Consider the following 23,476-nt stretch of genomic DNA (forward strand, 5'->3'; position numbering starts at 1 on the left):
GCGGGTCTTGTAAGAAAGCGACACCGTGCCGAGTGACGCCGAATCCGGAGAACCGCGCCCGTCGCGCAATCCTTTGGTGCCCACCGATACCAAAGGCATTCTGCATCCGGCCGAGCAAGCCAAACATCGCTCGCTGCATCGTTTGCCGCCCGGCAACGGGGTGGACCGCTACGTCGAGTGGTACTGGGCGGTGCGCTGGGATCTGCGCGGCAGGCCGCCGTATCGCGCCGAGGTGCTGTCCTATCCGAGCGTGAACGTCACCTTCGAGCGATCCGCCATGCGTACCGGTGGATTCGTCAACGGTGTGCGCACCACCAAATTCATTCGCGAACTCAGCGGGGTAGGGGAGACATTCGGTATCCGCTTCCGGGCGGGCGGTTTCGGTGCGTTCACCGGGCTCGATGTCGGCTCGTTCCGGGACCGCGTCGTGGCCGTCACCGACGTCATGCCCGACGCGGCTGGTCTGACCGAACGGGTGCTCGACTCGCCGACCGACGAGCGGCGCCGCGCTGTCGTCGAGGAGTACCTCGCAGGCAAGCCCGCGGTCGACGACCCGACCTACCGGCTGGTGCTGCGCATCGTCGACGCCATGGCCACCGACCAGGAGCTGACCAGGGTCGACCAGATCGCCGACCGCTTCGGCGTGCCCGCTCGCACGCTGCAGCGCATGTTCCGCCGATACGTCGGGGCGGGTCCGAAATGGGTGCTGCGGCGATATCGATTGCAGGACGGCGCCGATCTGCTGGCCAAGGGCCGGACCGAAGATCTCGCCGCGCTGGCCGCGGAGCTGGGCTATTTCGACCAGGCACACTTCTCGCGTGAGTTCACCGCCGAAGTGGGTATGGCTCCGCTGGAATATGCCAAGTATTCGCTTCGATCCCGCGACGAGGTCACCGCAAAGGTCATGCCGACCAGGACGTAGTCGCTGGACAGCCGACGAGGAGCCGGACATGGATGTCGTGGTGTTGATCGGCCGGGTGCTGTTCGTGGTGCTGTTCCTCAGCTCCGCATTCGGGCACTTCGCCCAGACCGGGGCGATGGCGGGATACACGCAGAGCCGGGGCGTGCCAATGCCGACGTACGCCGTGCTCGCCTCGGGTGCGCTGCTGGCGCTCGGCGGCCTGAGTGTGCTGCTCGGCGTGTGGGCCGATCTCGGGTCGCTACTGCTGGTGGTCATGTTGCTGCCGACCGCCTTCCTGATGCACGGGTTCTGGAAGGAGACCGATCCGCAAGCCAGGCAGCAAGAGATGATCCAGTTCAACAAGGATCTCGCCCTGGCGGGCGCCGCTCTGATGCTGTTCGCGTTCTTCGCGCATGTGGACGAACTCGGATTGACCATCACCGGGCCGCTTTTCGACCTATAGTCCGGTCGGCGCGCTAATATTGCCTGTCCTTTTTATCGCGGGAAGAGGAAGACATGGACATCATCGGTGCGATTCTCGGCATATTCTGGGCCAACTATCGGCAGTGGCCGTAGCGGCACGGTAGCCCAGGGTCGATCGGCCCGTCCCGGAGCGTGTTTCGCGCGGCCGGGGCGGGCCGATCCGCATGTGACGTACCTGGTCCTGTGACGAATATCCCAGGGACGCAATACCGTTCGATTCCGTTGTGGCACGTCACAGGTTTACTTCACCGAAATTGGGTTGGTCCTGGTTGGTCGGGCCTTTCCGGCATTCCGCGGCGAATCCGTGGCGGGAATCGTCGAACACCGCGAGTGTGATGTCTTGCGATTTCGGAAATTTCCGCTCCGTTTGCCGCTATGGTCGACCCCAGTCGCCGCGCCGACGCCCCGACCTGGCCGGGAGATCCCGCGCGCGGCACCCGACCCACCGCATAGTTGGAGGAGAGAATGACCGCCTACCGGACCATTGTCGTCGGTACCGATGGCTCGGACTCGTCGTATGTCGCCGTCGAGAAGGCCGGCGCTCTGGCCGGCGTCTCCGGCGCGACGCTGGTCGTGGCCTGCGCGTACTACCCGACCGACGATCGCGACATCGCCGCCGCCGCCGATGTCCTCAAGGACGATGCCTACCAGGTTCGCGGTTCCGCGCCGACCAGCGAGATCCTGCGCATCGCGCGCGACAAGGCCATCGCGGCGGGTGCGGCCGACATCATCGAGCGCGCCGTGGTCGGTGAGCCGGTGGAGTCGCTGCTGTCGCTGGTCAAGGAGGTCGACGCTGACCTGTTGGTGGTCGGCAATCGTGGTCTGAACACGCTGACCGGCAGGCTGCTCGGTTCGGTGCCCTCCGACGTGGCGCGCAAGTCCCGCTCGGATGTGCTGATCGTGCACACCGTGCGCTGAGCTGGTTGTTTCTACCCGACCCCGCTCAGGGCCGTGCCGCCTGCGACGGCACCCCCTGAGCGGAAGTGAGACTGTACGACCGGCTGGACGCGACGTGCGCCTGCGCGTGAACCGGTATTCGTACGAGGCTCGGTATCCACGCGAGTCGGCCTGCGGCACAGGGCCTTTCGCCGGCCAGCAGCTGCACTGTCAGCGCAGCCGGTCGAGTACCTCCGGCAACTCGGCGCTGTGCACCACACCCAGCCGCTGGGTCGCTCGGGTGAGCGCGACGTAGAGATCGTTGAGCCCACGCGGCGACTCGTCCAGAATGCTCTGCGGCTCGACCAGGTAGACCGCGTCGAACTCCAAGCCCTTCACCTCGTGCACGGTCAGCACCCGCACCGACTCGTCCGCGAGATCGCTCAGCTCCGCCACCAGCGTGTGCGGCGCGATCACCGCCGTGGTTCCCGGGCCGGTCTCGGCGGCGACGAGCCGAGCGACCTGCGCGGGCACGTCGCCGGGAGCGACCCGGTACGCGCGGGGGGCGACCCCGGTCTCGCGCACCGACCGCGGCGCGGACGCGGTGGGATCGATCGCGGCGAGAACGTCGGCCGCGACGTCCATGACCTCGGCGGGCGTGCGGTAGTTGACGGTCAGCTCGGTCAGCTTCCACCGGGCCGCGACGTAGGGTTCCAGCATTCGCCGCCAAGAGGACGTGCCCGCGGGGTCGCCGGTCTGCGCGACGTCGCCGACCACGGTGACCCACCGATTCGGGATGCGCCGCATCACCATGCGCCAGGCCATCTCCGATAATTCCTGCGCCTCGTCCACGATGACGTGCCCGTAGGTCCAGGTGCGGTCGCCCGCGGCGCGTTCCGCGGTGGTCTGCCGAGTACGCACGTCCTGGCGTTCGGCCAGCTGGCCGGCGTCGATCAGGTCGTAGGCCATGAGGATCTCGGGGTCGAGCTCGTCTTCGAGATCCTGCGGTGCGGAGCCGGTCAGGATGTCCAGCGCGTCCTGCGCCTCGGCGAGCTGGGCGCGCCAGCGGCGACGGGCGCGCTCGCGCTCCTCGGTGTCGTCCACGCCGAGCAATTCGGCGAGCTCGTCCAGCAGCGGCGCGTCGGCGGCGCTGAACTCGCCGTTGTCGGGACGCAGCAATTCGGCGCGGTCGGCCGGGTCCAGCGAGCTCGCGGCCCGGTCCAGTCGCTTCGGGTCGGCGAGCAGGTCGGCGAGGACGTCCTGCGGCGACAGAATCGGCCACAGGTCGCTGATGGCGGCCTGGATCTGCGGGTCGGCGCGCATCTCGTCCCGGATCTCGGTGAGATCGGCCGAACTGAGCAGGCTGGGACCACCGGAGAGATCGGCGCCCATGGTGTGCGCGAGCTGGTCGGTCAGCGCGTCGATCACCGAGGCGGCGAAGATCGGCCGGGCCAGATTGTGCGGGCGTCGCGAGGACCGGGCGCGGCCGCGTGCCTTGCTGACGATCTTGCGGTCCAGCACGACCGGATACCCGTCGAAGCTCAGCCGGATCGGTTCGGCCGGCAGTTCCTGACGGTCGCGCACCGCCTGCTTGAGCACGTCGAGTATCGCCAGCGAACCCTTGATCTCGCCCGCGCGCAGCGAGTCCTCGCGGGTTGCCCGCACGCCCGGGTAGAGGTCGCCGATGGTGGACAGCAGGACTCCCGTCTCGCCGAGCGACGGGAGCACTTGACCGATGTAGTCCAGGAAGGTGGCGTTCGGACCGATGATCAGCACGCCGCTCTTGGCCAGCTGCTGGCGGTAGGTGTAGAGCAGGTATGCGGCGCGGTGCAGCGCGACGGCGGTCTTGCCGGTGCCCGGCCCGCCCTGCACGACGAGCACGCTCTTGTGCTCGGAGCGGATGATCGCGTCCTGCTCGTGCTGGATCGTCTCGACGATGTCGTTCATGTGGCCGGTGCGTGCGGCGTTGAGCGCGGCCAGCAAAGCGCTCTCGCTGCCGACACCGCCGTCGGCCGCGGTGACGCCGGCCCGGCGAGCGGCCTCCAGATCGAGGTATTCGTCGTTGATCGCGGTCACCATGCGGTTGCGCGAGCGGATGTGCCTGCGGCGGGTCACGCCGTCGGGCGCCGCGGTGGTGGCCAGGTAGAACGGCCGGGCCAGCGGGGCGCGCCAGTCCAGCAGCAGGCTCTCGTAGTCGTCCTTCTCGTCCAGGATGCCGAGCCTGCCGATGTAGCGGTACTCCTCCTGGTCACCGTCGAGGTCGATGCGGCCGAAGCACAGCCCGTGTTCGGCGGCGTCGTATTTCGCCAGGTCCTCGCTGTAGAGCTGGGTGAAGGACTCCCGCTCGCTGCGGGCTTGCGGCGTGCCGCCGGTCTCCAGCAACACGGTGCGCAGCCGGTTGCGCGCGTAGGCGCGCATCTCGTCCAGCCGGTCGTACAGCACCGACAGGTAGGTCTGTTCCTGTTCGGTCTCGCGGGTCCGCTCGGGGGTGCCGGCATCGGTGGCACGGTCCTGAGTGAGGTCGGGCAAAACGGAACTCCTTGTCACCGCGAAGAGCCACGAGCACGCTACCCGGCCGGGCAGGTGACCGCTCGGAAAGCAGGGTTGTCGAGTCTACTGGGGTTGCGGAGGGCTCGCCGTAATCGCAGGTGACGCCCATGACGGCGACCCGGCGCCGTGATCGTCGGCCGCGGCGGGCACCACCGGCGCGAAGTGCTCGACCACCGGGAACGGGTCGTAGAAGTGATGCAAGAGATCCTTCCAGCGCTGGTATTCCGGGGAGCCGCGGAATCCGACGACGTGATCGTCGAGGTGGTCCCACTCCACCCGCAACAGGTAGCTGCCCGGCGACTCGATGCCGCGTGACAGCGACAGCGATCGGAATCCGGGCATGCTCGCGATGATCGGCCGCGCCGCCGCGAAGGCGGCCTCGAAGTCGGCGGCCGACTCCGGGCGAACGGGCAGCAGGGCGTGTTCGATGATCATGGACAACCCGTCAGGAGGCGTGGGTGCTGTTCGGTCTGCGGCCGAGGGCGGCGGCGCCGTCCCGGTGTCCCGGCGGCTTCGCGCGGTACATCGCCAGGTCCGCGTCGTGCAGCACGGCCTCCGGGGTGCGGCGGTCGCCCGCGCTGAGCTCGGTGACCCCGATCGAGGCGTTCACCTGGATGCGGTGCCCGCGGGCGATGATCGGCTCGGCCATGGTGGAACGGAGCCGGGCCACCAGCGCGTCGATGTCGACCCGCCGGGTGACCCCGGACAGCAGCACGAGGAACTCGTCTCCGCCGAGCCTGCCGACGATGTCGTCACCGCGCAGCGCGCGTTGCAGCCGCTGCGCGACGATCTGCAGCACGGTGTCGCCGATGGCGTGCCCGAGCGTGTCGTTGATCGCCTTGAACCCGTCCAGGTCGATGAACAGCACGGTGGACACCGGCAGTAGTTCCTCGGTGCTGGCCAGCGCGCCGGCCAGCTGGGACAGGATCAACGAGCGGTTCGCCAGGCCGGTCAGCGAATCGTGCGTGGCCTGGTACTCCAGTTGCCGCCTGCTGGCGCGGAATTCGGTGATGTCGGCGAAGGACGAGACCGCCGACGAACGCGCGTCGCCGGGATTGAGCAGGCGGCTGCTGCCCGACAGCCAGCGGCGCTGGCCGTCCACGCGGTCGACCCCGAAGATGTAGCCGGTGATGGTCTCGCCCGTGGCGAGGGTGCGTGCGACGGGATGGCGGCTCGGCGGCAGCGGCTGGGCGTTGGCGTCCAGCAGCACCAGCGGCAGCGACTGGATGGTGCGGCCGATCACCTGCCGGTCGGGTCCCTCGGTGCCGAAGATGCGTTTGGCCGCGGGATTCATCGATTCGATCCGCCCCTCCGGATCGATCACCACGACACCCTCCTCCAGCTGGGAGACCACGGTGGTGAAGTAGTGCTCGGCCTTGCGCTGCGCGGCCTCGGCGTGACGCTGGGCGGTCAGGTCGTGGATGACCACCTGATAGGCGAGGCGGTCGTGCCACGCGGTCAGCACCGACACCGTCTCGGCGGGGACGGTCCCGCCGTCCAGTCGCATCAGCGTGATCTCGGTGGGAGCGGAGGCAGCGCCCGCGACGGTGAGTGCGCCGATGCGGTCGAGCAGCGCGGGGACCGAGGCCGGATGGACGAAGTCGGTCAGCGGCCTGCCGACCACCTGCTCGGCGCTCTCGGCGGCGAGCAGACGGATGGTAGCGGGATTGACGTAGACGACCATCCCGCCCTCGTGCACACAGATCCCGTCGGGGGTGTGCTCGACCAGGGAGCGGTAGCGCGCGGCCAGCTGTTCGGCGGCGTCGACCGCGGCGGCTAGCTTGTCATCACCCACTCGAACCCCCGATCATCGACCCCATTATGGCCATTGGAACACGGGATTATTGTGGTATCGACGTGGACAAGATCACACCGACCACGCTATCGCTCTGAATCACAGTACCGGCACTATTTCGGGTTCGATCCGGCGTTCATCACAGAACCGTCCGCGTCCCGGTGCGGACGACCGCGTGCTCGGCCGGGGTAGCCGATGCGGCAGCGATGCTGCCGGGCGTCGACCCGGACAACGCTGCGCGGTTCCGGGCTCGAACAACCCCGGCATCAAGATCTTATGAGACAGCCGGGATCGGCGCGATCACCTGATCCGACTGAGCCGGCAGCGTCGGTGGGGGTGCTCAGCGGCAAGCGCGGCATCGCTCCGGACCGGATACCCGGCGGGACCACGGTCCAGGACGCACCTGTTCGCCGACGTCCACACAGCTACGCGCCGCGGCCGCTGGTCGTTCCGGCGGGCGTGAGCATGGCGTCGCGGGGGTGGATTGCGCTGATCATGGTCCGTACCATGGTGCATGGTGTTGAGTGTCCAATCGGGAACGGAACCGTCACTGCGCCAGTCGTATTCACCAATGGTGACTTTCGGCCCTGTTCGCGGCACTTCTGCAGTGGTGGCATGGGTGCACTGGATCGATCTGGAAAGTGGGGCGTGACAGATGGTTTCCTCGGGGCGGCGATTCACGTCGGAACAGTGGGCGACGGCGGCGGAACCGGAAGTGGCGGTGACCGCTCGCGGACCCGTACCGGACCTGGACGTGACCAGGACGGTGCGGGGGATCGGCCGCGTCCTGCGCAGACATCACCTCGACGCCGCCGCCCGGGCACGCCTCACCGCGCCATCCGACCCGGAAGAGCCGACGGTGGTGCAGGCCACTGTCCGCGGCCAGAACTTCACCACGCGGGTCCAGGTCACCGGTCCACGCGGCTTCGCGGTGACGTTCGCCGTCGAACGCCTCGACCGTCACCTGGCCAGGCTGGCCGCGCGCGAGTCGCGGACCTGGCCGGACCCGGCTCGCCCCGCGCTGGCCCTGGTCGGCGAACCGCGGGAGATCGTCCGCAGGAAACACTGCACCTTGCTGACCTGCACGCCCGCCGAGGCGGTCGCCGTGCTGGACGCGATGGACTACGACGCCCACCTGTTCACCGACGTCGAGACCGGCGAGGACGCGGTGGTGCACTGGGCCGCGGAGGGTGTGCGCCTCATCCGGCAGCGCGCGACGTGCCCGCCGGACTGGTCGCCGGAAGTGATCGCGGGCTCCGTCCCGGTCGTCGTCGACGCGGAACCGGCGCCGCGCCTCAATCCGGCCGATGCGGCGAACGTGCTCTGCCGCAAAGGATTGCCGTTCCTGTTCTACACCGACCCGGACCGCGGCCGCGGTGGGCTGCTGTACCGGCGCTACGACGACGACCTCGCGCTCGTCCTGCCCGCTTGATGCGCTAGGCGAGCGGCGCGGACCAGTGGACCCTGGTGCCGCCGTCCGCGGTGCGTTCCACGGTGCAGTGGCCGTCCGAGAGATGCGCGCGGTGCGCGAGATTGGCCAGTCCGCTGCGCGTCACGTTCGCGGGCATGCCCGCGCCGTTGTCCTCGACTAGGACGGTCAGTTCGTCACCGACGGCGATCTCGACCGACAGCCGGTTCCCGCCGGAGTGACGCACCGCGTTGCTGACCGATTCGCGCACCACGGCTTCCGCGTGATCGGCGAGTGCGTCGCCCACCACCGACAACGGTCCGGAGAACCGCACGCTGGTCCGGAAGGCGGCGTCCGCGGTCTGCTGCCGGATCGCGTCCTCCAGCCGTCGCCGCAGCGGGTCGCCGCCGTGCAGGTCGAAGATCGACGTGCGGATCTCCTGCACCACCTCCTGCAAGCCGTCCATCTCGGCCGAAAGCCGTTGCCGCACTTCCGGGTCGTCGGTGCGGGCGGCAGTGGCCCGCAGCCCGAGGCCGACCGCGAACAGCCGCTGGATGACGTGGTCGTGCAGATCGCGCGCGATGCGGTCGCGGTCGGCCAGCACGTCGAGCTCTCGCATCCTGCGCTGGGTGTCGGCCAGCTGCATGGCCAGCGCCGCCTGGTCGGTGAAGGCCGCGGTCAGCTCGACCAAGTCGTCGGTGTAGGAACCGCGGGCGGGCGGGCGCGCGAGGATCAGCACGCCGAGCACGAGGTCGGCCGTCCGCAGCGGCAGGATCAGCGCGGGCCCCGCCGGCCCGATCGGTGCGCCCAGATCGACGGCCCCGGCGTCGGTCACCTGCACCACCGCGCGTTCGGTGAGCGCCTTGCCGGTGGCGGTGTCGGCGCTGCGCACCCGCCGCGGGCCGGGGCCGGGGCCGAACCATTGCGCCACGAGGAGCTCGGTGGCCTCTTGGGGTGGCGTCCCCGGCGGCACCACGGCGAGCAGCGCCTGCTGCGAGCCGGTCAGCGCGCGAGCGCGGGCGACCACTTGGGCGAGGACCAGGTCCGGCGTGGTGCCCGCGAGGAACTCGGTCGCGATGTCGCGGGTCGCCGTGATCCATGCCTGCCTGGTCCGCGCGGACTCGTACAGCCTGGCGTTCTCGATCGCGATGCCCGCCGCGGCGGCCAGCGCCAGCACGATCGACTCGTCGTCATCGGTGAACAGTTGCCCGCCTGCCTTTTCCGTGAGGTACAGGTTGCCGAAGATCTCCTCGCCGATGCGCACCGGGACACCGAGGAAGCTGCCCATCGGCGGATGCCGCGGCGGAAATCCCACGGCCGCGGGATGTTTCGACAGATCCGCCAGCCGGATCGGTTCCGGCTGCAGGAACAGCAGTCCCAGCATGCCGTGCCCCTCGGGCAGTCGGCCGATCTCCGCGCGGGTCGCGTCGTCGATGCCCTCGTGGATGAATTCGACCAGCTGCCGGTCGTGCCCGCGCACGCCGAGCGCGCCGTAGCGTGCGTCGACGAGGCGTGCGGCGGTCCGCACGATGGCGCGCAAGGTGTCGAGCACCGTAGCCGGGAGGCTGGGAGTGACGTCCGTCATAGATGTTTCCGGAGTCCGGTGGGGTGCGCAGAGCCCGCTCAGTCTAGTCGGCTATCCGCGCGCTCGGCGCGGAGTCGGGGAGCTGTATCACCATGGGCATGCCGGGGTCGACTTGCTCGGAAGTCCGCACGGCCCGCCCTGTGGCACCGCAAAGCCACCCAGGGGAATGACCGCCCGCGCCCTGCTGTTGACCAGTGGTGCCGAGAGGGCGATGCTACGGAGGCGTCCTGGCCCGTTTCCCGGCTCCATCCGTGATCTCCGGCCGCAGCGTCCCCGCCATTCATCGAGGTGACGGGCGGTCGGCGAAACTTGTCGGTGCCGATGCCTAGCATGGCGGCCGGGGGTATGTCTGGACGCCGAACACGAAGGAGAAGGGACGGCCTGTGGCGGAACGCCTCACTGTGCGCGGAGCTCGGGAGCACAACCTGAAGGGGGTCGATCTCGACCTGCCCCGCGACAGTCTCATCGTGTTCACCGGTCTGTCCGGCTCGGGCAAGTCGAGTTTGGCCTTCGACACGATCTTCGCGGAAGGGCAGCGGCGCTACGTCGAGTCGCTGTCGGCCTACGCGCGCCAGTTCCTCGGCCAGATGGACAAGCCCGACGTCGACTTCATCGAGGGTCTCTCGCCCGCGGTCTCGATCGACCAGAAGTCGACCAACCGCAATCCCCGTTCGACCGTGGGGACCATCACCGAGGTGTACGACTACCTGCGTCTGCTCTACGCACGCGCGGGCACCCCGCACTGCCCGGTCTGCGGTGAGCTGATCGCCAAGCAGACGCCACAGCAGATCGTCGACCAGGTGCTCGCCATGGAGGAGGGCATCCGCTTCCAAGTGCTCGCGCCGGTGGTGCGCACCCGCAAGGGCGAGTTCGTCGACCTCTTCGACCAGCTCAACACCCAGGGTTACTCCCGGGTGCGGGTCGACGGCGTGGTGTATCCGCTCACCGATCCGCCGAAGCTGAAGAAGCAGGAGAAGCACGACGTCGAGGTCGTCGTCGATCGCCTCGCGGTCAAACCGAGCTCCAAGCAGCGCCTGACCGACTCCATCGAGACCGCGCTGCGGCTGGCCGACGGCATCGTCGTGCTCGATTTCGTCGACCGCGACGAGCACGCGCACGACCGGGAGCGCCGCTTCTCCGAGCGCCTGGCCTGCCCGAACGGTCACCCGCTCGACATCGAGGACCTGGAGCCGCGCTCGTTCTCGTTCAACTCGCCCTACGGCGCCTGCCCGGACTGCACCGGCCTCGGCATCCGCAAGGAGGTCGACCCGGAGCTGGTGGTGCCCGACCCGGCGCTGAGCCTGAACGACGGCGCGATCGCCCCGTGGTCGCGCGGGCAGACCGCCGAGTACTTCACCCGGCTGCTGTCCGGCCTCGCCGATTCCATCGGTTTCTCGATGGACACCCCGTGGCAGGACCTCCCGCCCAAGGCGCGCAAAGCCGTGCTCGAGGGCAGCGCCGACCAGGTGCACGTGTCCTACACCAACCGCTACGGCCGCAAACGCTCGTACTACGCGGATTTCGAGGGCGTGATGCCGTTCTTGCAGCGGCGCATGGAGAACACCGAGTCCGAGCAGATGAAAGAGCACTACGACGGGTACATGCGCGACATCCCGTGCCCGGTGTGCAACGGCGCTCGGCTGCGCCCGGAGATCCTCGCGGTCACCATCGCGGCGAACGGCCACAAGAAATCCATCGCCGACGTCAGTGATCTGTCCATCGGCGAATGCTCCCGGTTCTTGAACTCGCTCACCCTGGGGGAGCGCGAGACCGCCATCGCCGGGCAGGTGCTCAAGGAGGTGCAGGCGCGACTGGGCTTCCTGCTCGATGTCGGCTTGGAGTACCTGACGCTCTCCCGCGCGGCCGCCACCCTCTCCGGTGGCGAGGCACAGCGCATCCGGCTCGCCACCCAGATCGGCTCCGGCCTGGTCGGCGTACTCTACGTGCTCGACGAGCCGTCCATCGGCCTGCATCAGCGGGACAACCGCAGGCTCATCGAAACACTCACGCGCCTGCGGAATCTGGGCAACACGCTGATCGTCGTCGAGCACGACGAGGACACCATCCGCGCCTCCGACTGGGTGGTCGACATCGGCCCGTACGCCGGCGAGCACGGCGGCACGGTGGTGCACAGCGGGCCGTACGAGGAACTGCTCACCGACCCGAATTCGCTCACCGGCGCCTACCTCTCCGGCCGGGAGCGCATCGAGGTACCGCTGGTACGCCGGCCGGTCAGCAAGAAGCGGCAGCTCACCGTGGTCGGGGCCAGCGAGCACAATCTCACCGGCATCGACGTCAGCTTCCCGCTGGGCGTGCTCACCGCGGTGACCGGCGTATCCGGATCGGGCAAGTCCACGCTGGTGAACGACATCCTGGCCACGGTGCTGGCGAACCGGCTCAACGGCGCGCGGCAGGTGCCGGGCCGGCACACCCGGGTCAACGGGCTCGACCACCTGGACAAACTCGTGCAGGTGGACCAGTCGCCGATCGGCCGGACGCCGCGGTCCAACCCGGCCACCTACACGGGCGTCTTCGACAAGATCCGCACGCTGTTCGCGGCCACCACCGAGGCGAAGGTCCGCGGTTACCAGCCGGGCCGATTCTCGTTCAACGTCAAGGGCGGCCGCTGCGAGGCCTGCTCCGGCGACGGCACGCTGAAGATCGAGATGAACTTCCTGCCGGACGTGTACGTCCCGTGTGAGGTCTGCCACGGCGCCCGCTACAACCGGGAAACCCTCGAGGTGCACTACAAAGGCAAGACCATCGCCGAGGTGCTGGACATGTCCATCGAGGAGGCCGCGGCGTTCTTCGAACCGGTCACCTCGATCTACCGCTATCTGAAGACCCTGGTGGACGTCGGGCTCGGCTACGTGCGTCTCGGCCAGAGCGCGCCGACCCTGTCCGGCGGCGAGGCGCAGCGCGTGAAACTGGCCGCCGAACTGCAGAAGCGGTCCACCGGACGCACGGTGTACATCCTCGACGAGCCGACCACCGGCCTGCACTTCGAGGACATCCGCAAGCTGCTCGCCGTGATCAACGGGCTGGTGGACAAGGGCAACACGGTGATCGTGATCGAACACAACCTGGACGTCATCAAGACCTCCGACTGGGTGATCGATATGGGTCCGGAGGGCGGATCCGGCGGCGGCACCGTGGTGGCCCAGGGCACGCCGGAAGATGTCGCGGCGGTCGCGGGCAGCTACACCGGGCAGTTCCTCCGGGAGGCGCTGAACCAGCCGCCCGCGCCGAAAGCCGCGAAGAAGGCTCCGGCGAAGAAGTCGGCGCGGGGAGCCGAATCCACCGCTGTCAAGGCGACCAAGCGGGTGACGAAGAAGGCGGCGGCGGTCGGCTGACCCGTCGTGGGCGCGGTGGGGTCCGGGTTCGATCGGGTCGCGCCGTTTTCGTCGTCGGTGCGTTGGCCGGTCGGCGGTTGAAGGTGTCGCCTGGCGATGCTGTCAGCGGTTTGCGATCGCGTCGATGAGCTCCGCGAGTTCTTTCGGCTTGGACCACATCGGCCAGTGACCGGTCGGCAGGTCGACATATTCGGCGTCGATGCGGCCCAGCTCGGCGAAGATCGACGTTTCGCCGTTGTCCCGCAGCTTCTTGACCAGTTCGGCGGTCATGGTGCTGCAGACAACGGTGGTGGGGACGGCGAGCCGTTCGGGGGAATCACTCAGGCGCAGCGGCGCCGCGGCGATGGACACCGGCTCGGACACGGCGCGCTCGCGGAAGCGTGCCAAGGCCAGCTCGTCCAGTCCGGCCAGGCTGCTGCCCTCGGCTTCCAGGTCGGACCATTCCGGCAGCGTCCATTCGCGTGCCGCGATGTCGAGCGCGGAGTTGATGACGAAGCCGTTCGGCAGCGGCGCGCTGTCGACGTAGATCGCGCGGCGGAACAGTTCGGGCGAGCGGTCGATGGCCAGATAGGCGGGCGCCGCGCCGCCGGAATGCGCGACCAGCACGACGGTTTCACCCGTGGGCACCGCGTCGAGGATGGCCTGCGCCTGGGTTTCCAGGGTCGCCGACAACCGGTCGGGGTCCGCGGCGTCCAAGCCGGGCAGCGTGAGCGCGGTTACCTCGTTGCCGCGCCGGCGCAAATCGGGGGCGACCTCGTCCCACGCCCATGCACCGAGCCAGAATCCGGGAGCGAGAAGAATCCGAGTAGCCATGGCCTCACTGTGCCCTACCCGCTGGGAATTTTCCTAAACTTTGGTGTGGGAGAGTGTGTTTCGTCCAGAATTTCCGCCTCGCGCGCCTGGGGTGGCGCATGGCAGCGGCTGGATGGCTTTCCAGCCGATGCCTCGGCGGGAGTGAGTTCAGCTTCGAGTCAGTAGACCGGGCCGGTGTATTTCTCGCCCGGACCTTTGCCCGGCTCGTCGGGATGGGCGGAGGATTCGCGGAAGGCGCGCTGCAGCGATTGCAGACCCTCGCGGATCGGCCCGGCATGCGGGCCCAGGTACTCCACCGACGCCGTCACCAGCCCGGCCAGCGCGGTGATCACCCGCCGCGCCTCGTCCAGGTCGCGGCGCGGACTGGCGTCCGGATCGGCGTCGGCCAGCCCGAGCTTCTCCGCCGCCGAGCTCATCAGCATCACGGCGGCACGGCTGATCACCTCGACCGCGGGGATGTCGGCCAGTTCGCGTACGGAGGAGTCGAGCTCGTCAGTCATGCCCATCAGGCTAGCGACGCCGCCCGCAGCATCCGGAGGTGGCCGATCTCCGCGACGTTCTTCATCAGCTCCGCGTTCACCCAGCCGGCCAGATGCGCGAGGGTCAGCCCGGCGTCGGCGGGCCAGGGATAGGCGGAGGGGCGATCCAGGTCCGATTCGGTCAGTCCGTCGAGCACGCGCTCCCACTCGGTGCCGAGATCGCGCAGACAGGTGATGGCCGCCGGGCCGTCGCCGGGCCAGTGCACGTCCTCGCGTGCGGGTGGGGTCTTCCCCTCGGCGTGATCGATCGCAGCGCCCCACCACCAGGGCGCCGCACACGCCCGGGCAAACGAATTTCGTCCCGATTCGTGCCGATTCGGCGATAGCCGAACGGAATGTTAGACTGTCCGCTGACGACCGCCCCGGGGCTTGCCCGGGGCTGATAAGTGGAGCCCGACTCCCACCGTTGCCGACGAGTGATCGTACGGCCAACGGTCCGGTCACCCGCCCCGCGAGGGCGGGTTTCTCGTGCCGCGGTTCTCGCAGGAGAGCCGCCACACGAGGGTCGATCCGAGTTCGCTCGCGATCGGCGATCGGTCGACATCGGGCCCCGTGTCGCGGAATACCGCACCGGGGCCTTCGTGTTGAACAGGGGTTGCAGTTATTGCGTGCGGTCGTCTGACGACACCGCTTGACCTAGGAGGCCCCATCAGCACTGAGACCCGCATCAACGATCGCATCCGTGTTCCCGAGGTCCGGCTCATCGGACCTGGCGGCGAGCAGGTTGGGATCGTGCGTGTTGAGGATGCATTACGCGTCGCCCTCGAAGCCGACCTCGATCTCGTCGAGGTGGCACCCGATGCCCGTCCACCGGTCTGCAAGATCATGGACTACGGCAAGTTCAAGTACGAGACGGCGCAGAAGGCGCGCGAGTCTCGGAAGAACCAGCAGCAGACGGTGATCAAGGAGCAGAAGCTCCGTCCGAAGATCGATGATCACGACTACGAGACCAAGAAGCGCAACGTCGTGCGCTTCCTCGAGGCCGGGTCCAAGGTCAAGGTGACGATCATGTTCCGCGGCCGTGAGCAGTCCCGGCCGGAACTCGGCTTCCGGCTGCTGCAGCGGCTGGCGTCCGACGTCGCCGACCTCGGTTTCGTGGAAACCTCGGCCAAGCAGGACGGTCGCAACATGACCATGGTCCTCGCCCCCCACAAGGGTGCGAAGACGCGGGTGAAGGCGCAGCAGGAGTCCGCCCAGCGCCCGGCGCCCAGCGCCGCACCGGCCGGCCAGCCCGCCGCGGAGCAGGCCGAGACGGCCGGCCCGCAGTAACACCGATCAGAACACCGGCGGTCCCACGGGGCCGCCGGACGACAGATAGAGGAATCCATGCCGAAGATGAAGAGCCACAGCGGCGCCTCGAAGCGATTCAAGGTGTCCGGTAAAGGCAAGCTGCTCCGCCAGCAGGCGAACCGTCGCCACCTGTTCGAGCACAAGCCCACCCGCCGGACTCGTCGTCTGGACGGCGTGGAGGTCGTCGCCGCCGCCGACGTCCGTCGCGTGAAGAAGCTGCTCGGTATCTGATTGCGCCGCCGCGCAGACCAGCCGGCGCATCGCGACCGGACCATGTCCGGCGCCATTCCCGACCCATTTCCGGGCGCCGCTCCGCGCCCCCACATCGAACAGGACTGACCAGTGGCACGCGTCAAAAGGGCCGTCAACGCGCAGAAGAAGCGCCGTTCCATTCTCGAGGCCTCCAAGGGCTACCGCGGCCAGCGCTCGCGGCTGTACCGCAAGGCCAAGGAGCAGCAGCTGCACTCGCTCACCTACGCGTACCGGGACCGCCGGGCGCGCAAGGGTGACTTCCGCAAGCTGTGGATCGCCCGGATCAACGCCGCGGCGCGGATCAACGACATCACCTACAACCGCTTCATCCAGGGCCTGAAGGCCGCGGGTGTCGAGGTGGACCGCAAGATTCTCGCCGAGCTCGCGGTGTCGGACGCCGAGGCGTTCGCCGGTCTCGTCGCGGTCGCCAAGGCCGCCCTGCCGCAGGATGTCAACGCCCCGGCCGCCTGAGCCAGGCTTCGTTGACACAAGAACATCTGTCGGAACGACCCGTGGAAGCGCTCAGCGAGCGCAATCCACGGGTCGTTCTGTCGAGTAGACCTCCGGCCGATCCGCTGAGCCATCTCTCGATGAGCTCGCGCAATCCGCGAGTCGCTCCCGTGCCGGGGTCGACATCGGCAGGTCGCTGTGGAAGCTGAAGCTATCGACTGGCGCAATCCTCGGGTCGTTTCCGCTGTCAAGCTCCAGCGCAGCGCGCAGCGTCGCAAGGCGGGCCGATTCCTCGCCGAGGGCGCCAACGCCGTCGCCGCCGCACTGGAGACGGCGCGGGTGCACGAACTGTTCTACTCGCGAGCGGCCGCCGAACGCGACCACGCGCTGATCGCCGCCGCGGCCGCCACGGGGGTTCGCACCACGCTGGTGAGCGACCGCGCGGCACAGCATCTCGGCGAGACCGTCACGGCTCCGGGGCTGGTGGCGGTCTGCGATCTGCTCGACGTGCCTTTGGCGCGAATCCTCGACGCGAGCCCGCGGATACTTGCCGTTCCGGTCGAGATGGCTGAGCCCGGGAACGCGGGGACGCTGGTCCGGGTCGCCGATTCCGTCGGCGCCGACGGCGTCGTGCTGGCGGGCGACACCGTCGACCCGCACAACGGCAAGTGCGTGCGGGCCAGCGCGGGCAGCATCTTCCACGTGCCGATCGCACGGCACCGGGACGTCGCCGAAACGCTGGAGGCGATCGCGGCGGCGGGCATCACGATCCTGGCGACCGCGGCGAACGGCGAAGTCGATCTCGACGACGCCGATGAGCTGTTCACCCGACCGGTCGCGTGGCTGTTCGGGAACGAGGCGCACGGCTTGGACCCCGCCGTCGCGCGCCGCGCCGACCACCGCATCCGCATCCCCATTCGCGGCCGCGCCGAGAGCCTGAATCTGGCCACCGCCGCCGCGATCTGCCTCTACGCGAACTCTCGCGTCCGCTACGGCGGTTAATATGCGGCGCCTGCGGCGTCGCGAACGGGCAATGGTCGGTGTTGCTTCGGTGGAAACGCATTGCGTGCGGCGGTGGCGATCGCGTCATCACGGTGTGCCCTCCGGGTCGGCTGTGGCTGCCGCGAACGGTGACGCCCCGGTCCGGCACCGGATGTCCGGTCCGGCGGGACGTAGCCCCGCCTGGTCAATCGCCGTATTTGCCCAGGTCTTCCATGATCTCCGTCGCCCAGTCCGCGGGTACCGCGTCGGGCCCGGCAACCCGCATCGCGCTCATCACCGTGAGCAACATGCCGGTGGAGAGGAACCGCCGTACCTCGGTTTCGGGTGCTCCGGTCAGTTCCCGGATCAGTCGGTAGATCCCGCCGAACCGCGCCCTTACCTCGTCGCCGATCTCGGGGTCGGCACTGGCGGCGAAGCCGTGCAGTAGCACCTGGAGCAGTTCGCGTTCGGCTAGGAACATCGAAAAGCCGTTGGCGAGGGCGGTCAGCGCCTCGTCGGGGCTCGCATCGCGGGGCGCCGCGTTGCGTGACGCTCGGAAGATTTCTTCGATCCGGTCGCATACGCGGTGCATCGCGGCGCGGAACAGGTGCTGTTTGGTGCCGAAGAGCCGGATCACGTACGGCTGAGAAACGCCTGCGCGCCTGGCGATCTCGTCGGTGCGGGTGGCGGCGTAACCGGATTCGGCGAAGGCCGAGACGGCCGCGCGCAATACCTGCTCGCCCCGTTCGGTCGCGGTCATTCTGATCCTGGTCGTTCCCGCCATCGTGCTCCATTTCTGTCGTTTTCGCGGCAGGGCGTCCGCCGCTCCGGGTGAGAACGCCTCGCCATATCGGGCGAGAACTCGCCTTCGGGGCCTGCCCTTGACATGTTATCAGTCAATGCATACTGTTCGAATCAGTTGTTATCAGTCAATTACAACAAGGACGGACATGACCGAAACTCTCCCATCCGCCGCCGCGGCGCCGGTCGCGGCGCCCGCGCGGACGATCGGCGGGCGCAGGCTCGCCGCCGTCCTGGCCGCCGTCGGCATCCCGATGTTCATGGTCACGCTGGACAACCTGGTCGTGACGAACGCGCTGCCGGTGATCCGCACCGAACTGGGTGCCTCGCTGGCCGACCTGCAGTGGTTCGTCAACGCGTACACGCTGTCGTTCGCCTCGCTGCTGCTCACCGCCTCCGCCATCGGCGACCGGCTGGGCAGGCGCCGGATCTTCCTGTTCGGCATCGGCCTGTTCACGCTGGCGTCCGCCGCCTGCGCGCTGGCGACCGAGCCGGGCATACTGATCGCCGCACGCGCGGTGCAGGGCTTCGGTGCGGCGGGCGTGATGCCGCTGTCGCTGACGTTGCTGTCGGCGGCGGTGCCGGAACGGTTGCGCAACGCGGCCATCGGCATCTGGGGTGGGATCGCCGGTCTCGGCGTCGCGCTCGGGCCGCTCGTCGGCGGTGCGGTGGTGGACGGGCTCAGCTGGCAGTGGATCTTCTGGCTGAACGTGCCGATCGGCCTGCTGGTGCTGCCGTTCGCGGCGCGAGTGCTCGCGGAATCGCACGGCGGCAGCCGCCGCCTCGATCCGGTCGGCCTGCTGCTGTCGGCGGGCGGCGTTCTCGCGGTGGTGTGGGGCATCATCCACGGGGCCGATGACGGCTGGACCTCCGCGGGCGTGCTGTCCGCGCTGATCGGCGGCGCCGCGCTGCTGGTCGGCCTGATCGGCTGGGAACTGCGCACGCCGGAGCCGATGCTGCCGCTGCGGCTGTTCCGTTCCCGGGCCTTCAGTGTGAGCAACGTGGTCGGCTTCGCGTTCTCGGTCGGCGTGTTCGGGTCGATCTTCCTGCTCGCACAGTATTTCCAGGTGGTGCAGGGCTACAGCCCGCTGGAATCGGGTGTGCGCACCATGCCGTGGACCATGGCGCCGATGGTGGTGGCGCCGATCGCGGGCCTGCTGGTGGACCGGATCGGCGCACGCACCTTGATCACCACGGGGCAGGTGCTGCTGGCCGTCGCGCTGGGTTGGATGGCCGCGATCACCACCGTCGACATCGGCTACGGCTCCTACGTCGCGCCGTTCCTGCTCGCGGGCGTCGGCATGGGGCTGACCTTCGCGCCCGCGTCGACCATCGTGATGGCCAGCGCGGCTCCGGAGGACCAGGCCATGGCCTCGGGGACCAACAATACGGTCCGGGAGGTCGGCGTGGCGGTGGGTGTCGCGGTGCTGGCGTCGGTGTTCGCCTCGTCCGGTTCCTACCTGGCGCCGCAAAGCTTCGTGGACGGGCTGGTACCCGCGGTCTGGGTCGGCGCGGGGATCGTCGCGGCGGGCGCGCTGATCTCCCTGCTGTTGCCGCGGCGGGTGGTGGCGAGCTGATCGCATGCGGTGCGCCCCTCCCAGCGCTGCGGCTGGAAGGGGCGCATTTCGAGCGCGATAACAGACTCTCCGGTCTGCGCTAGCGGGTAATCCGCGTGAATCGCCCCCGAGCCATCGAATACGATGCGACCAGCAGCAATGCGGGTCGGCAATGAGCTGTGCCCGCGAACCGATCCCCAGGGGAGAGACGGAGCATCGTGGCCGACGACATCGACGCAGGCGAGCAGAACGCGGCGCTGACCGAGGAGGCACTGGCCGCGGCCGCGGCGGCCGCCGAGAAGGCGTTCGCCGCTGCCGCCGACCTGGATGCGCTCGCAGTCGCGAAAACCGAACACCTCGGCGCCAAGGCGCCGCTGGCGCTGGCGCAGCGCGCTCTGGGCGCACTACCGAAAGCGGAGAAGGCCGACGCGGGCAAGCGGGTCAACCTGGCCAGAGGCCGAGTGTCCGAGGCGTTCGAGGTCCGCCGCGCCACGCTGCTGGCCGAGCGCGACGCCGCCGTGCTGGTCGCCGAGGCCATCGACGTGACGCTGCCTGCGCGCCGCACGGCGGTGGGCGCCCGGCATCCGATCACGGTCATCTCCGAGCAGATCGCCGACGTGTTCGTCGCTATGGGCTGGGAGGTCGCCGAGGGCCCCGAGGTGGAGACCGAGCACTTCAACTTCGACGCGCTGAACTTCCTGCCCGACCACCCGGCGCGCACCATGCAGGACACCTTCCACATCGCGCCGGAGGGCTCCCGGCAGGTCCTGCGCACGCACACCTCTCCGGTGCAGGTGCGCTCGATGCTGGAACGAGACCTGCCGATCTACGTGGTCTGCCCCGGCCGCACATTCCGCACCGACGAACTGGACGCCACGCACACCCCGGTGTTCTCGCAAATCGAGGGTTTGGCGGTGGACAAGGGCCTGACCATGGCGCACCTGCGCGGCACCCTGGACGCGTTCGCGAGGGCGCTGTTCGGTCCGGAGACCCGGACGCGCATGCGCCCCAACTACTTTCCGTTCACCGAGCCCTCCGCGGAGGTCGACGTGTGGTTCCCGGACAAGAAGGGCGGTCCCGGCTGGGTCGAATGGGGCGGCTGCGGCATGGTGAATCCGAAGGTGCTGATCGCCAGCGGGATCGATCCCGAGGTGTACAGCGGATTCGCGTTCGGCATGGGCCTGGAGCGCACGCTGCAGTTCCGCAACGGCATCCCGGACATGCGGGACATCGTGGAAGGCGACGTGCGTTTCACACTGCCCTTCGGTATCCGGTCCTGACCCCACCCTTCGATCGAGAGAGCGAAACGTCAAGTGCGAGTAGCGCAGTCCTGGCTGACCGACATCATCCAGCGCACCAACCCCGAGTGGTCGGTGACGCCGGAGGAGCTCGACGCGGGATTCGTCCGGGTCGGGTTGGAAGTCGAAGAGGTCGACAAGCTCCAGCGCGTCAACGGCGGGGAGGGGCGGCCGCCGCTGGTGGTCGGCCGGGTCGCCGAGATCACCGAGCTGACCGAGTTCAAGAAGCCGATCCGCTTCTGCAAGGTGGACGTCGGTAATCCCGAGTTGCAGGAGATCGTCTGCGGCGCGCGGAATTTCGCGGTCGGCGACCTGGTGGTCGTGGTGCTGCCCGGCGGTGTGCTGCCGGGTGGATTCCAGATCAGCTCGCGCAAGACCTATGGCCATGTCTCCAACGGCATGATCTGCTCGGTCGCCGAACTCGGCATCGGCAAGGACCACTCCGGCATCCTGGTGCTGGAGCCGGGCACCGCCGAGCCCGGTACCGACGCCAACGAACTGCTCGGGCTGGACGACACGGTCATCGAGCTGAACATCACCCCCGACCGCGGTTACTGCTTCTCGGTACGCGGCCTGGCCCGCGAACTGGCCTGCGGGTTCGATCTCGACTACGCCGACCCGGCGGTGCGGACGCTGCCCGACCACCAGCAGGAAGCCTGGTCGATCCAGGTGGAGCCGAGTTCGCAGTGCACCCGCTTCGCGGCGCGCCGGGTCACCGGCATCGACCCGACGGCGGTCAGCCCCTGGTGGCTGCAGCGCAGGCTGTTGCTGTCGGGTGTGCGCCCGATCTCGCCCGCGGTGGACGTCACCAACTACGTGATGCTCGAGCTGGGGCAGCCGCTGCACGCGTTCGACGCGACGAAGGTGTCGGGCGGGCTGGTGGTCCGCGGCGCGAGCAGCGGCGAGAAGCTGCGCACGCTGGACGACGTGGAGCGCGTGCTCGACCCAGAGGACGTGGTGATCGCCGACGATTCCGGCGTCGTCTCGCTGGCCGGCGTGATGGGTGGCGCGAGCACCGAGGTGGGTGCGGAGAGCACCGACATCCTGCTGGAGGCGGCCACCTGGAACCCGCTGCGGATCTACCGGACCGCGCGCAGGCACAAGCTGGTGTCCGAGGCGGGCAAGCGGTACGAACGCGTCGTCGATCCCGAGATCAACGTCGCCGCGCTCGACCGGGCCGCGAGCCTGCTCGCGGAAATCGCGGGCGGCACCGTCGAACCGGTGCTCACCGACGTCCGGATCCCCGTTCCCGCCGCCGAGCCGATCCGCATCGACATCGATCTGGCCGATCGCGTCGCCGGCGTCGTCTACCCGACCGGGACCTCGGCGCGCCGCCTGGCCCAGATCGGCTGCACCGTCGAGGTCGGCGTCAGCGAGACCGGACACGGTCAGCTGGTGGTGACCCCGCCGAGCTGGCGTCCCGACCTGGCGCAACCCGCCGACCTGGTGGAGGAGGTGCTGCGGCTGGAGGGGCTCGAGCAGATCCCGTCCGTGCTGCCCGCCGCCCCGGCCGGGCGCGGGCTCACCCAGGCCCAGCGCCGCCGTCGCGCGGTGAGCCGAGCGCTCGCGTTCGCCGGTGCCGTGGAGGTCCCGCCGCCGATGTTCCTGCCCGCGGGTGTGTTCGACACCTGGGGCCTGGACGCCGACGATCCGCGCCGGGTCACCACCCGGGTGCTCAACCCGCTCGACGTGGAACGCGCCGAACTGGCCACCACCTTGCTGCCCGGCCTGCTCGAGGTGGCCGCCCGCAATATCTCGCGGGGCGCGCGCGATCTCGCGATCTACGGCATCGCGCAGGTGGTGCTGCCCGGCCCGAACACCCGGGCGATCGAGCCGCTTCCGGTGGACCGGCGTCCCACCGAAGAAGAGGTGGCCGAACTGCTCGACTCGCTGCCCCACCAGCCGGTGCACGTGGCCGCCGTCCTGACCGGTCGCCGCGAGCCGCGCGGGCCGTGGGGGCCGGGTCGGCCGGTCGAGGCCGCGGACGCGTTCGCGCTGGCGGACGCGGTCGCCGACGCGGCGGGCGTCACCATCGAGCGCCGTCCCGCCGCGCACCTGCCGTGGCACCCCGGTCGCTGCGCGAAGCTGGTGGTCGAGGGCGCCGTCGTCGGCTACGCGGGCGAACTCCACCCCGCCGTGCTGGAGCGTTCGGGTCTGCCGCCGCGCACCTGCGCCGTCGAACTCGACCTGGACGCGCTGCCGCTGCGGGAAGCGAGGCCGGTGCCGACGGTGTCGCCGTTCCCCGCGGTGCTCCAGGACGTTTCGGTGAGTGTCGAGAAGACGATTCCGGCGGCCTCGGTCGAGTCCGCGCTGCGCGCAGGCGGCGGCCAGCTGCTGGAGGACATCGCCTTGTTCGACGTCTACGAGGGCGCGCAGGCGGGCGAGGGACGCAAGTCGCTCACCTACGCGCTGCGTTTCCGCGCTGCCGATCGGACGCTCACCGAAGACGAGGCGAGCGCCGCGCGGGACGCGGCCGTCGCGGCGGCCGCCGACGCCGTGGGTGCGGTCCTGCGCGGCTGAGCCGAGGCTTCTGCGACCGTGCCGA

Annotated in this window: 19 protein-coding genes and 1 pseudogene; 12 read left to right on the forward strand and 8 right to left on the reverse strand. The window is 69.2% G+C overall.

Going from position 1 to position 23,476, the window contains the following annotated elements; genetic code table 11:
* Nucleotides 1-76: 76 nt before the first annotated feature.
* The 3 genes from IU459_RS20765 to IU459_RS20775 all read left to right on the forward strand — a co-directional run bounded on the left by IU459_RS20765 (nucleotide 77) and on the right by IU459_RS20775 (nucleotide 2,302).
* Nucleotides 77-922: a helix-turn-helix domain-containing protein gene (locus IU459_RS20765; protein WP_324198957.1), complete on the forward strand. Its 846-nt coding sequence runs from the start codon at nucleotides 77-79 to the stop codon at nucleotides 920-922.
* 28 nt (nucleotides 923-950) lie between these two features.
* Nucleotides 951-1,364 (forward strand): DoxX family protein, encoded by a 414-nt coding sequence (locus IU459_RS20770; RefSeq protein ID WP_195131210.1) that lies wholly within the window; start codon nucleotides 951-953, stop codon nucleotides 1,362-1,364.
* 485 nt (nucleotides 1,365-1,849) lie between these two features.
* Entirely contained in the window at nucleotides 1,850-2,302 is a 453-nt protein-coding gene (locus IU459_RS20775) for a universal stress protein (protein WP_195131211.1), read from the forward strand.
* A gap of 189 nt (nucleotides 2,303-2,491) precedes the next feature.
* On the opposite strand, the gene IU459_RS20780 is transcribed toward IU459_RS20775, so the two are convergent.
* The 3 genes and pseudogenes from IU459_RS20780 to IU459_RS20790 form a co-directional block, all read right to left on the reverse strand.
* Entirely contained in the window at nucleotides 2,492-4,789 is a 2,298-nt protein-coding gene (locus tag IU459_RS20780) for a HelD family protein (RefSeq protein WP_195131212.1), read from the reverse strand.
* A gap of 171 nt (nucleotides 4,790-4,960) precedes the next feature.
* Nucleotides 4,961-5,245, reverse strand: a pseudogene (locus IU459_RS20785) (antibiotic biosynthesis monooxygenase family protein); the annotation flags it as partial.
* Between the two features lie 10 nt (nucleotides 5,246-5,255).
* Nucleotides 5,256-6,605 carry a diguanylate cyclase domain-containing protein gene (locus tag IU459_RS20790; RefSeq protein ID WP_195131214.1) on the reverse strand — a complete coding sequence of 450 codons (1,350 nt, stop codon included), beginning with the start codon at nucleotides 6,603-6,605 and terminating at the stop codon, nucleotides 5,256-5,258.
* 721 nt (nucleotides 6,606-7,326) lie between these two features.
* Here IU459_RS20790 and IU459_RS20795 point away from each other — a divergent pair.
* Nucleotides 7,327-8,037, forward strand: a complete 711-nt coding sequence (locus IU459_RS20795; RefSeq protein WP_324198958.1) for a sigma 54 modulation/S30EA ribosomal C-terminal domain-containing protein — start codon at nucleotides 7,327-7,329, stop codon at nucleotides 8,035-8,037.
* Nucleotides 8,038-8,041: 4 nt separating this feature from the next.
* Here the strand turns inward: IU459_RS20795 and IU459_RS20800 are convergent, their stop codons facing one another.
* Nucleotides 8,042-9,598 carry a sensor histidine kinase gene (locus IU459_RS20800; RefSeq protein ID WP_195131216.1) on the reverse strand — a complete coding sequence of 519 codons (1,557 nt, stop codon included), beginning with the start codon at nucleotides 9,596-9,598 and terminating at the stop codon, nucleotides 8,042-8,044.
* A gap of 383 nt (nucleotides 9,599-9,981) precedes the next feature.
* On the opposite strand from IU459_RS20800, the gene uvrA reads away from it, so the two are divergent.
* The gene (gene uvrA / locus IU459_RS20805; protein WP_195131217.1) at nucleotides 9,982-12,951 is read left to right on the forward strand and encodes an excinuclease ABC subunit UvrA; all 2,970 of its coding nucleotides are present in this window, start codon (nucleotides 9,982-9,984) and stop codon (nucleotides 12,949-12,951) included.
* A gap of 102 nt (nucleotides 12,952-13,053) precedes the next feature.
* On the opposite strand, the gene IU459_RS20810 is transcribed toward uvrA, so the two are convergent.
* The 3 genes from IU459_RS20810 to IU459_RS20820 form a co-directional block, all read right to left on the reverse strand.
* Nucleotides 13,054-13,764, reverse strand: a complete 711-nt coding sequence (locus IU459_RS20810; protein ID WP_195131218.1) for an alpha/beta fold hydrolase — start codon at nucleotides 13,762-13,764, stop codon at nucleotides 13,054-13,056.
* Between the two features lie 158 nt (nucleotides 13,765-13,922).
* On the reverse strand, nucleotides 13,923-14,264 hold the full coding sequence (locus tag IU459_RS20815; protein WP_067467427.1) for a DUF1844 domain-containing protein: 342 nt from the start codon (nucleotides 14,262-14,264) through the stop codon (nucleotides 13,923-13,925).
* Nucleotides 14,265-14,269: 5 nt separating this feature from the next.
* Complete coding sequence (locus tag IU459_RS20820; RefSeq protein WP_440446516.1) at nucleotides 14,270-14,509, reverse strand: DinB family protein; 240 nt, start codon at nucleotides 14,507-14,509, stop codon at nucleotides 14,270-14,272.
* A gap of 397 nt (nucleotides 14,510-14,906) precedes the next feature.
* Here IU459_RS20820 and infC point away from each other — a divergent pair, with 397 nt between their 5' ends.
* The 4 genes from infC to IU459_RS20840 all read left to right on the forward strand — a co-directional run bounded on the left by infC (nucleotide 14,907) and on the right by IU459_RS20840 (nucleotide 17,297).
* Entirely contained in the window at nucleotides 14,907-15,572 is a 666-nt protein-coding gene (infC, locus tag IU459_RS20825) for a translation initiation factor IF-3 (protein WP_083889279.1), read from the forward strand.
* 57 nt (nucleotides 15,573-15,629) lie between these two features.
* Nucleotides 15,630-15,824 (forward strand): 50S ribosomal protein L35, encoded by a 195-nt coding sequence (gene rpmI / locus IU459_RS20830; RefSeq protein WP_040777415.1) that lies wholly within the window; start codon nucleotides 15,630-15,632, stop codon nucleotides 15,822-15,824.
* A gap of 111 nt (nucleotides 15,825-15,935) precedes the next feature.
* On the forward strand, nucleotides 15,936-16,316 hold the full coding sequence (rplT, locus tag IU459_RS20835) for a 50S ribosomal protein L20 (protein WP_039797323.1): 381 nt from the start codon (nucleotides 15,936-15,938) through the stop codon (nucleotides 16,314-16,316).
* 177 nt (nucleotides 16,317-16,493) lie between these two features.
* Nucleotides 16,494-17,297 carry a TrmH family RNA methyltransferase gene (locus IU459_RS20840; RefSeq protein WP_195131219.1) on the forward strand — a complete coding sequence of 268 codons (804 nt, stop codon included), beginning with the start codon at nucleotides 16,494-16,496 and terminating at the stop codon, nucleotides 17,295-17,297.
* 184 nt (nucleotides 17,298-17,481) lie between these two features.
* Here IU459_RS20840 and IU459_RS20845 read toward each other — a convergent pair whose 3' ends face one another.
* Nucleotides 17,482-18,036, reverse strand: a complete 555-nt coding sequence (locus tag IU459_RS20845) for a TetR/AcrR family transcriptional regulator (protein WP_228838231.1) — start codon at nucleotides 18,034-18,036, stop codon at nucleotides 17,482-17,484.
* 190 nt (nucleotides 18,037-18,226) lie between these two features.
* Between IU459_RS20845 and IU459_RS20850 the strand changes: the two genes are divergently transcribed.
* From IU459_RS20850 to pheT, 3 genes are all read left to right on the forward strand, one after another.
* Nucleotides 18,227-19,654 carry an MFS transporter gene (locus IU459_RS20850; protein ID WP_195131221.1) on the forward strand — a complete coding sequence of 476 codons (1,428 nt, stop codon included), beginning with the start codon at nucleotides 18,227-18,229 and terminating at the stop codon, nucleotides 19,652-19,654.
* Between the two features lie 197 nt (nucleotides 19,655-19,851).
* Nucleotides 19,852-20,913 (forward strand): phenylalanine--tRNA ligase subunit alpha, encoded by a 1,062-nt coding sequence (gene pheS / locus IU459_RS20855; RefSeq protein ID WP_195131222.1) that lies wholly within the window; start codon nucleotides 19,852-19,854, stop codon nucleotides 20,911-20,913.
* A gap of 33 nt (nucleotides 20,914-20,946) precedes the next feature.
* A complete protein-coding gene (gene pheT, locus IU459_RS20860) occupies nucleotides 20,947-23,451 on the forward strand; it encodes a phenylalanine--tRNA ligase subunit beta (protein WP_195131223.1) in 2,505 nt (834 codons plus the stop codon).
* The last annotated feature ends 25 nt before the right edge of the window (nucleotides 23,452-23,476 follow it).

Origin of the sequence: Nocardia amamiensis, from assembly GCF_015477605.1 — a bacterium.
Taxonomy (GTDB): Bacteria; Actinomycetota; Actinomycetes; order Mycobacteriales; family Mycobacteriaceae; genus Nocardia; species Nocardia amamiensis_A.

Bases quoted from the DNA above. Each gene is read 5' to 3' on its own strand.
- IU459_RS20800 (WP_195131216.1), bottom strand. From the start codon at position 9,598: ATGACGGACGTCACTCCCAGCCTCCCGGCTACGGTGCTCGACACCTTG.
- IU459_RS20815 (WP_067467427.1), bottom strand. From the start codon at position 14,264: ATGACTGACGAGCTCGACTCCTCCGTACGCGAACTGGCCGACATCCCC.
- IU459_RS20845 (WP_228838231.1), bottom strand. From the start codon at position 18,036: ATGACCGCGACCGAACGGGGCGAGCAGGTATTGCGCGCGGCCGTCTCG.
- IU459_RS20850 (WP_195131221.1), top strand. From the start codon at position 18,227: ATGACCGAAACTCTCCCATCCGCCGCCGCGGCGCCGGTCGCGGCGCCC.
- rpmI (WP_040777415.1), top strand. From the start codon at position 15,630: ATGCCGAAGATGAAGAGCCACAGCGGCGCCTCGAAGCGATTCAAGGTG.
- IU459_RS20770 (WP_195131210.1), top strand. From the start codon at position 951: ATGGATGTCGTGGTGTTGATCGGCCGGGTGCTGTTCGTGGTGCTGTTC.
- IU459_RS20775 (WP_195131211.1), top strand. From the start codon at position 1,850: ATGACCGCCTACCGGACCATTGTCGTCGGTACCGATGGCTCGGACTCG.
- IU459_RS20810 (WP_195131218.1), bottom strand. From the start codon at position 13,764: ATGGCTACTCGGATTCTTCTCGCTCCCGGATTCTGGCTCGGTGCATGG.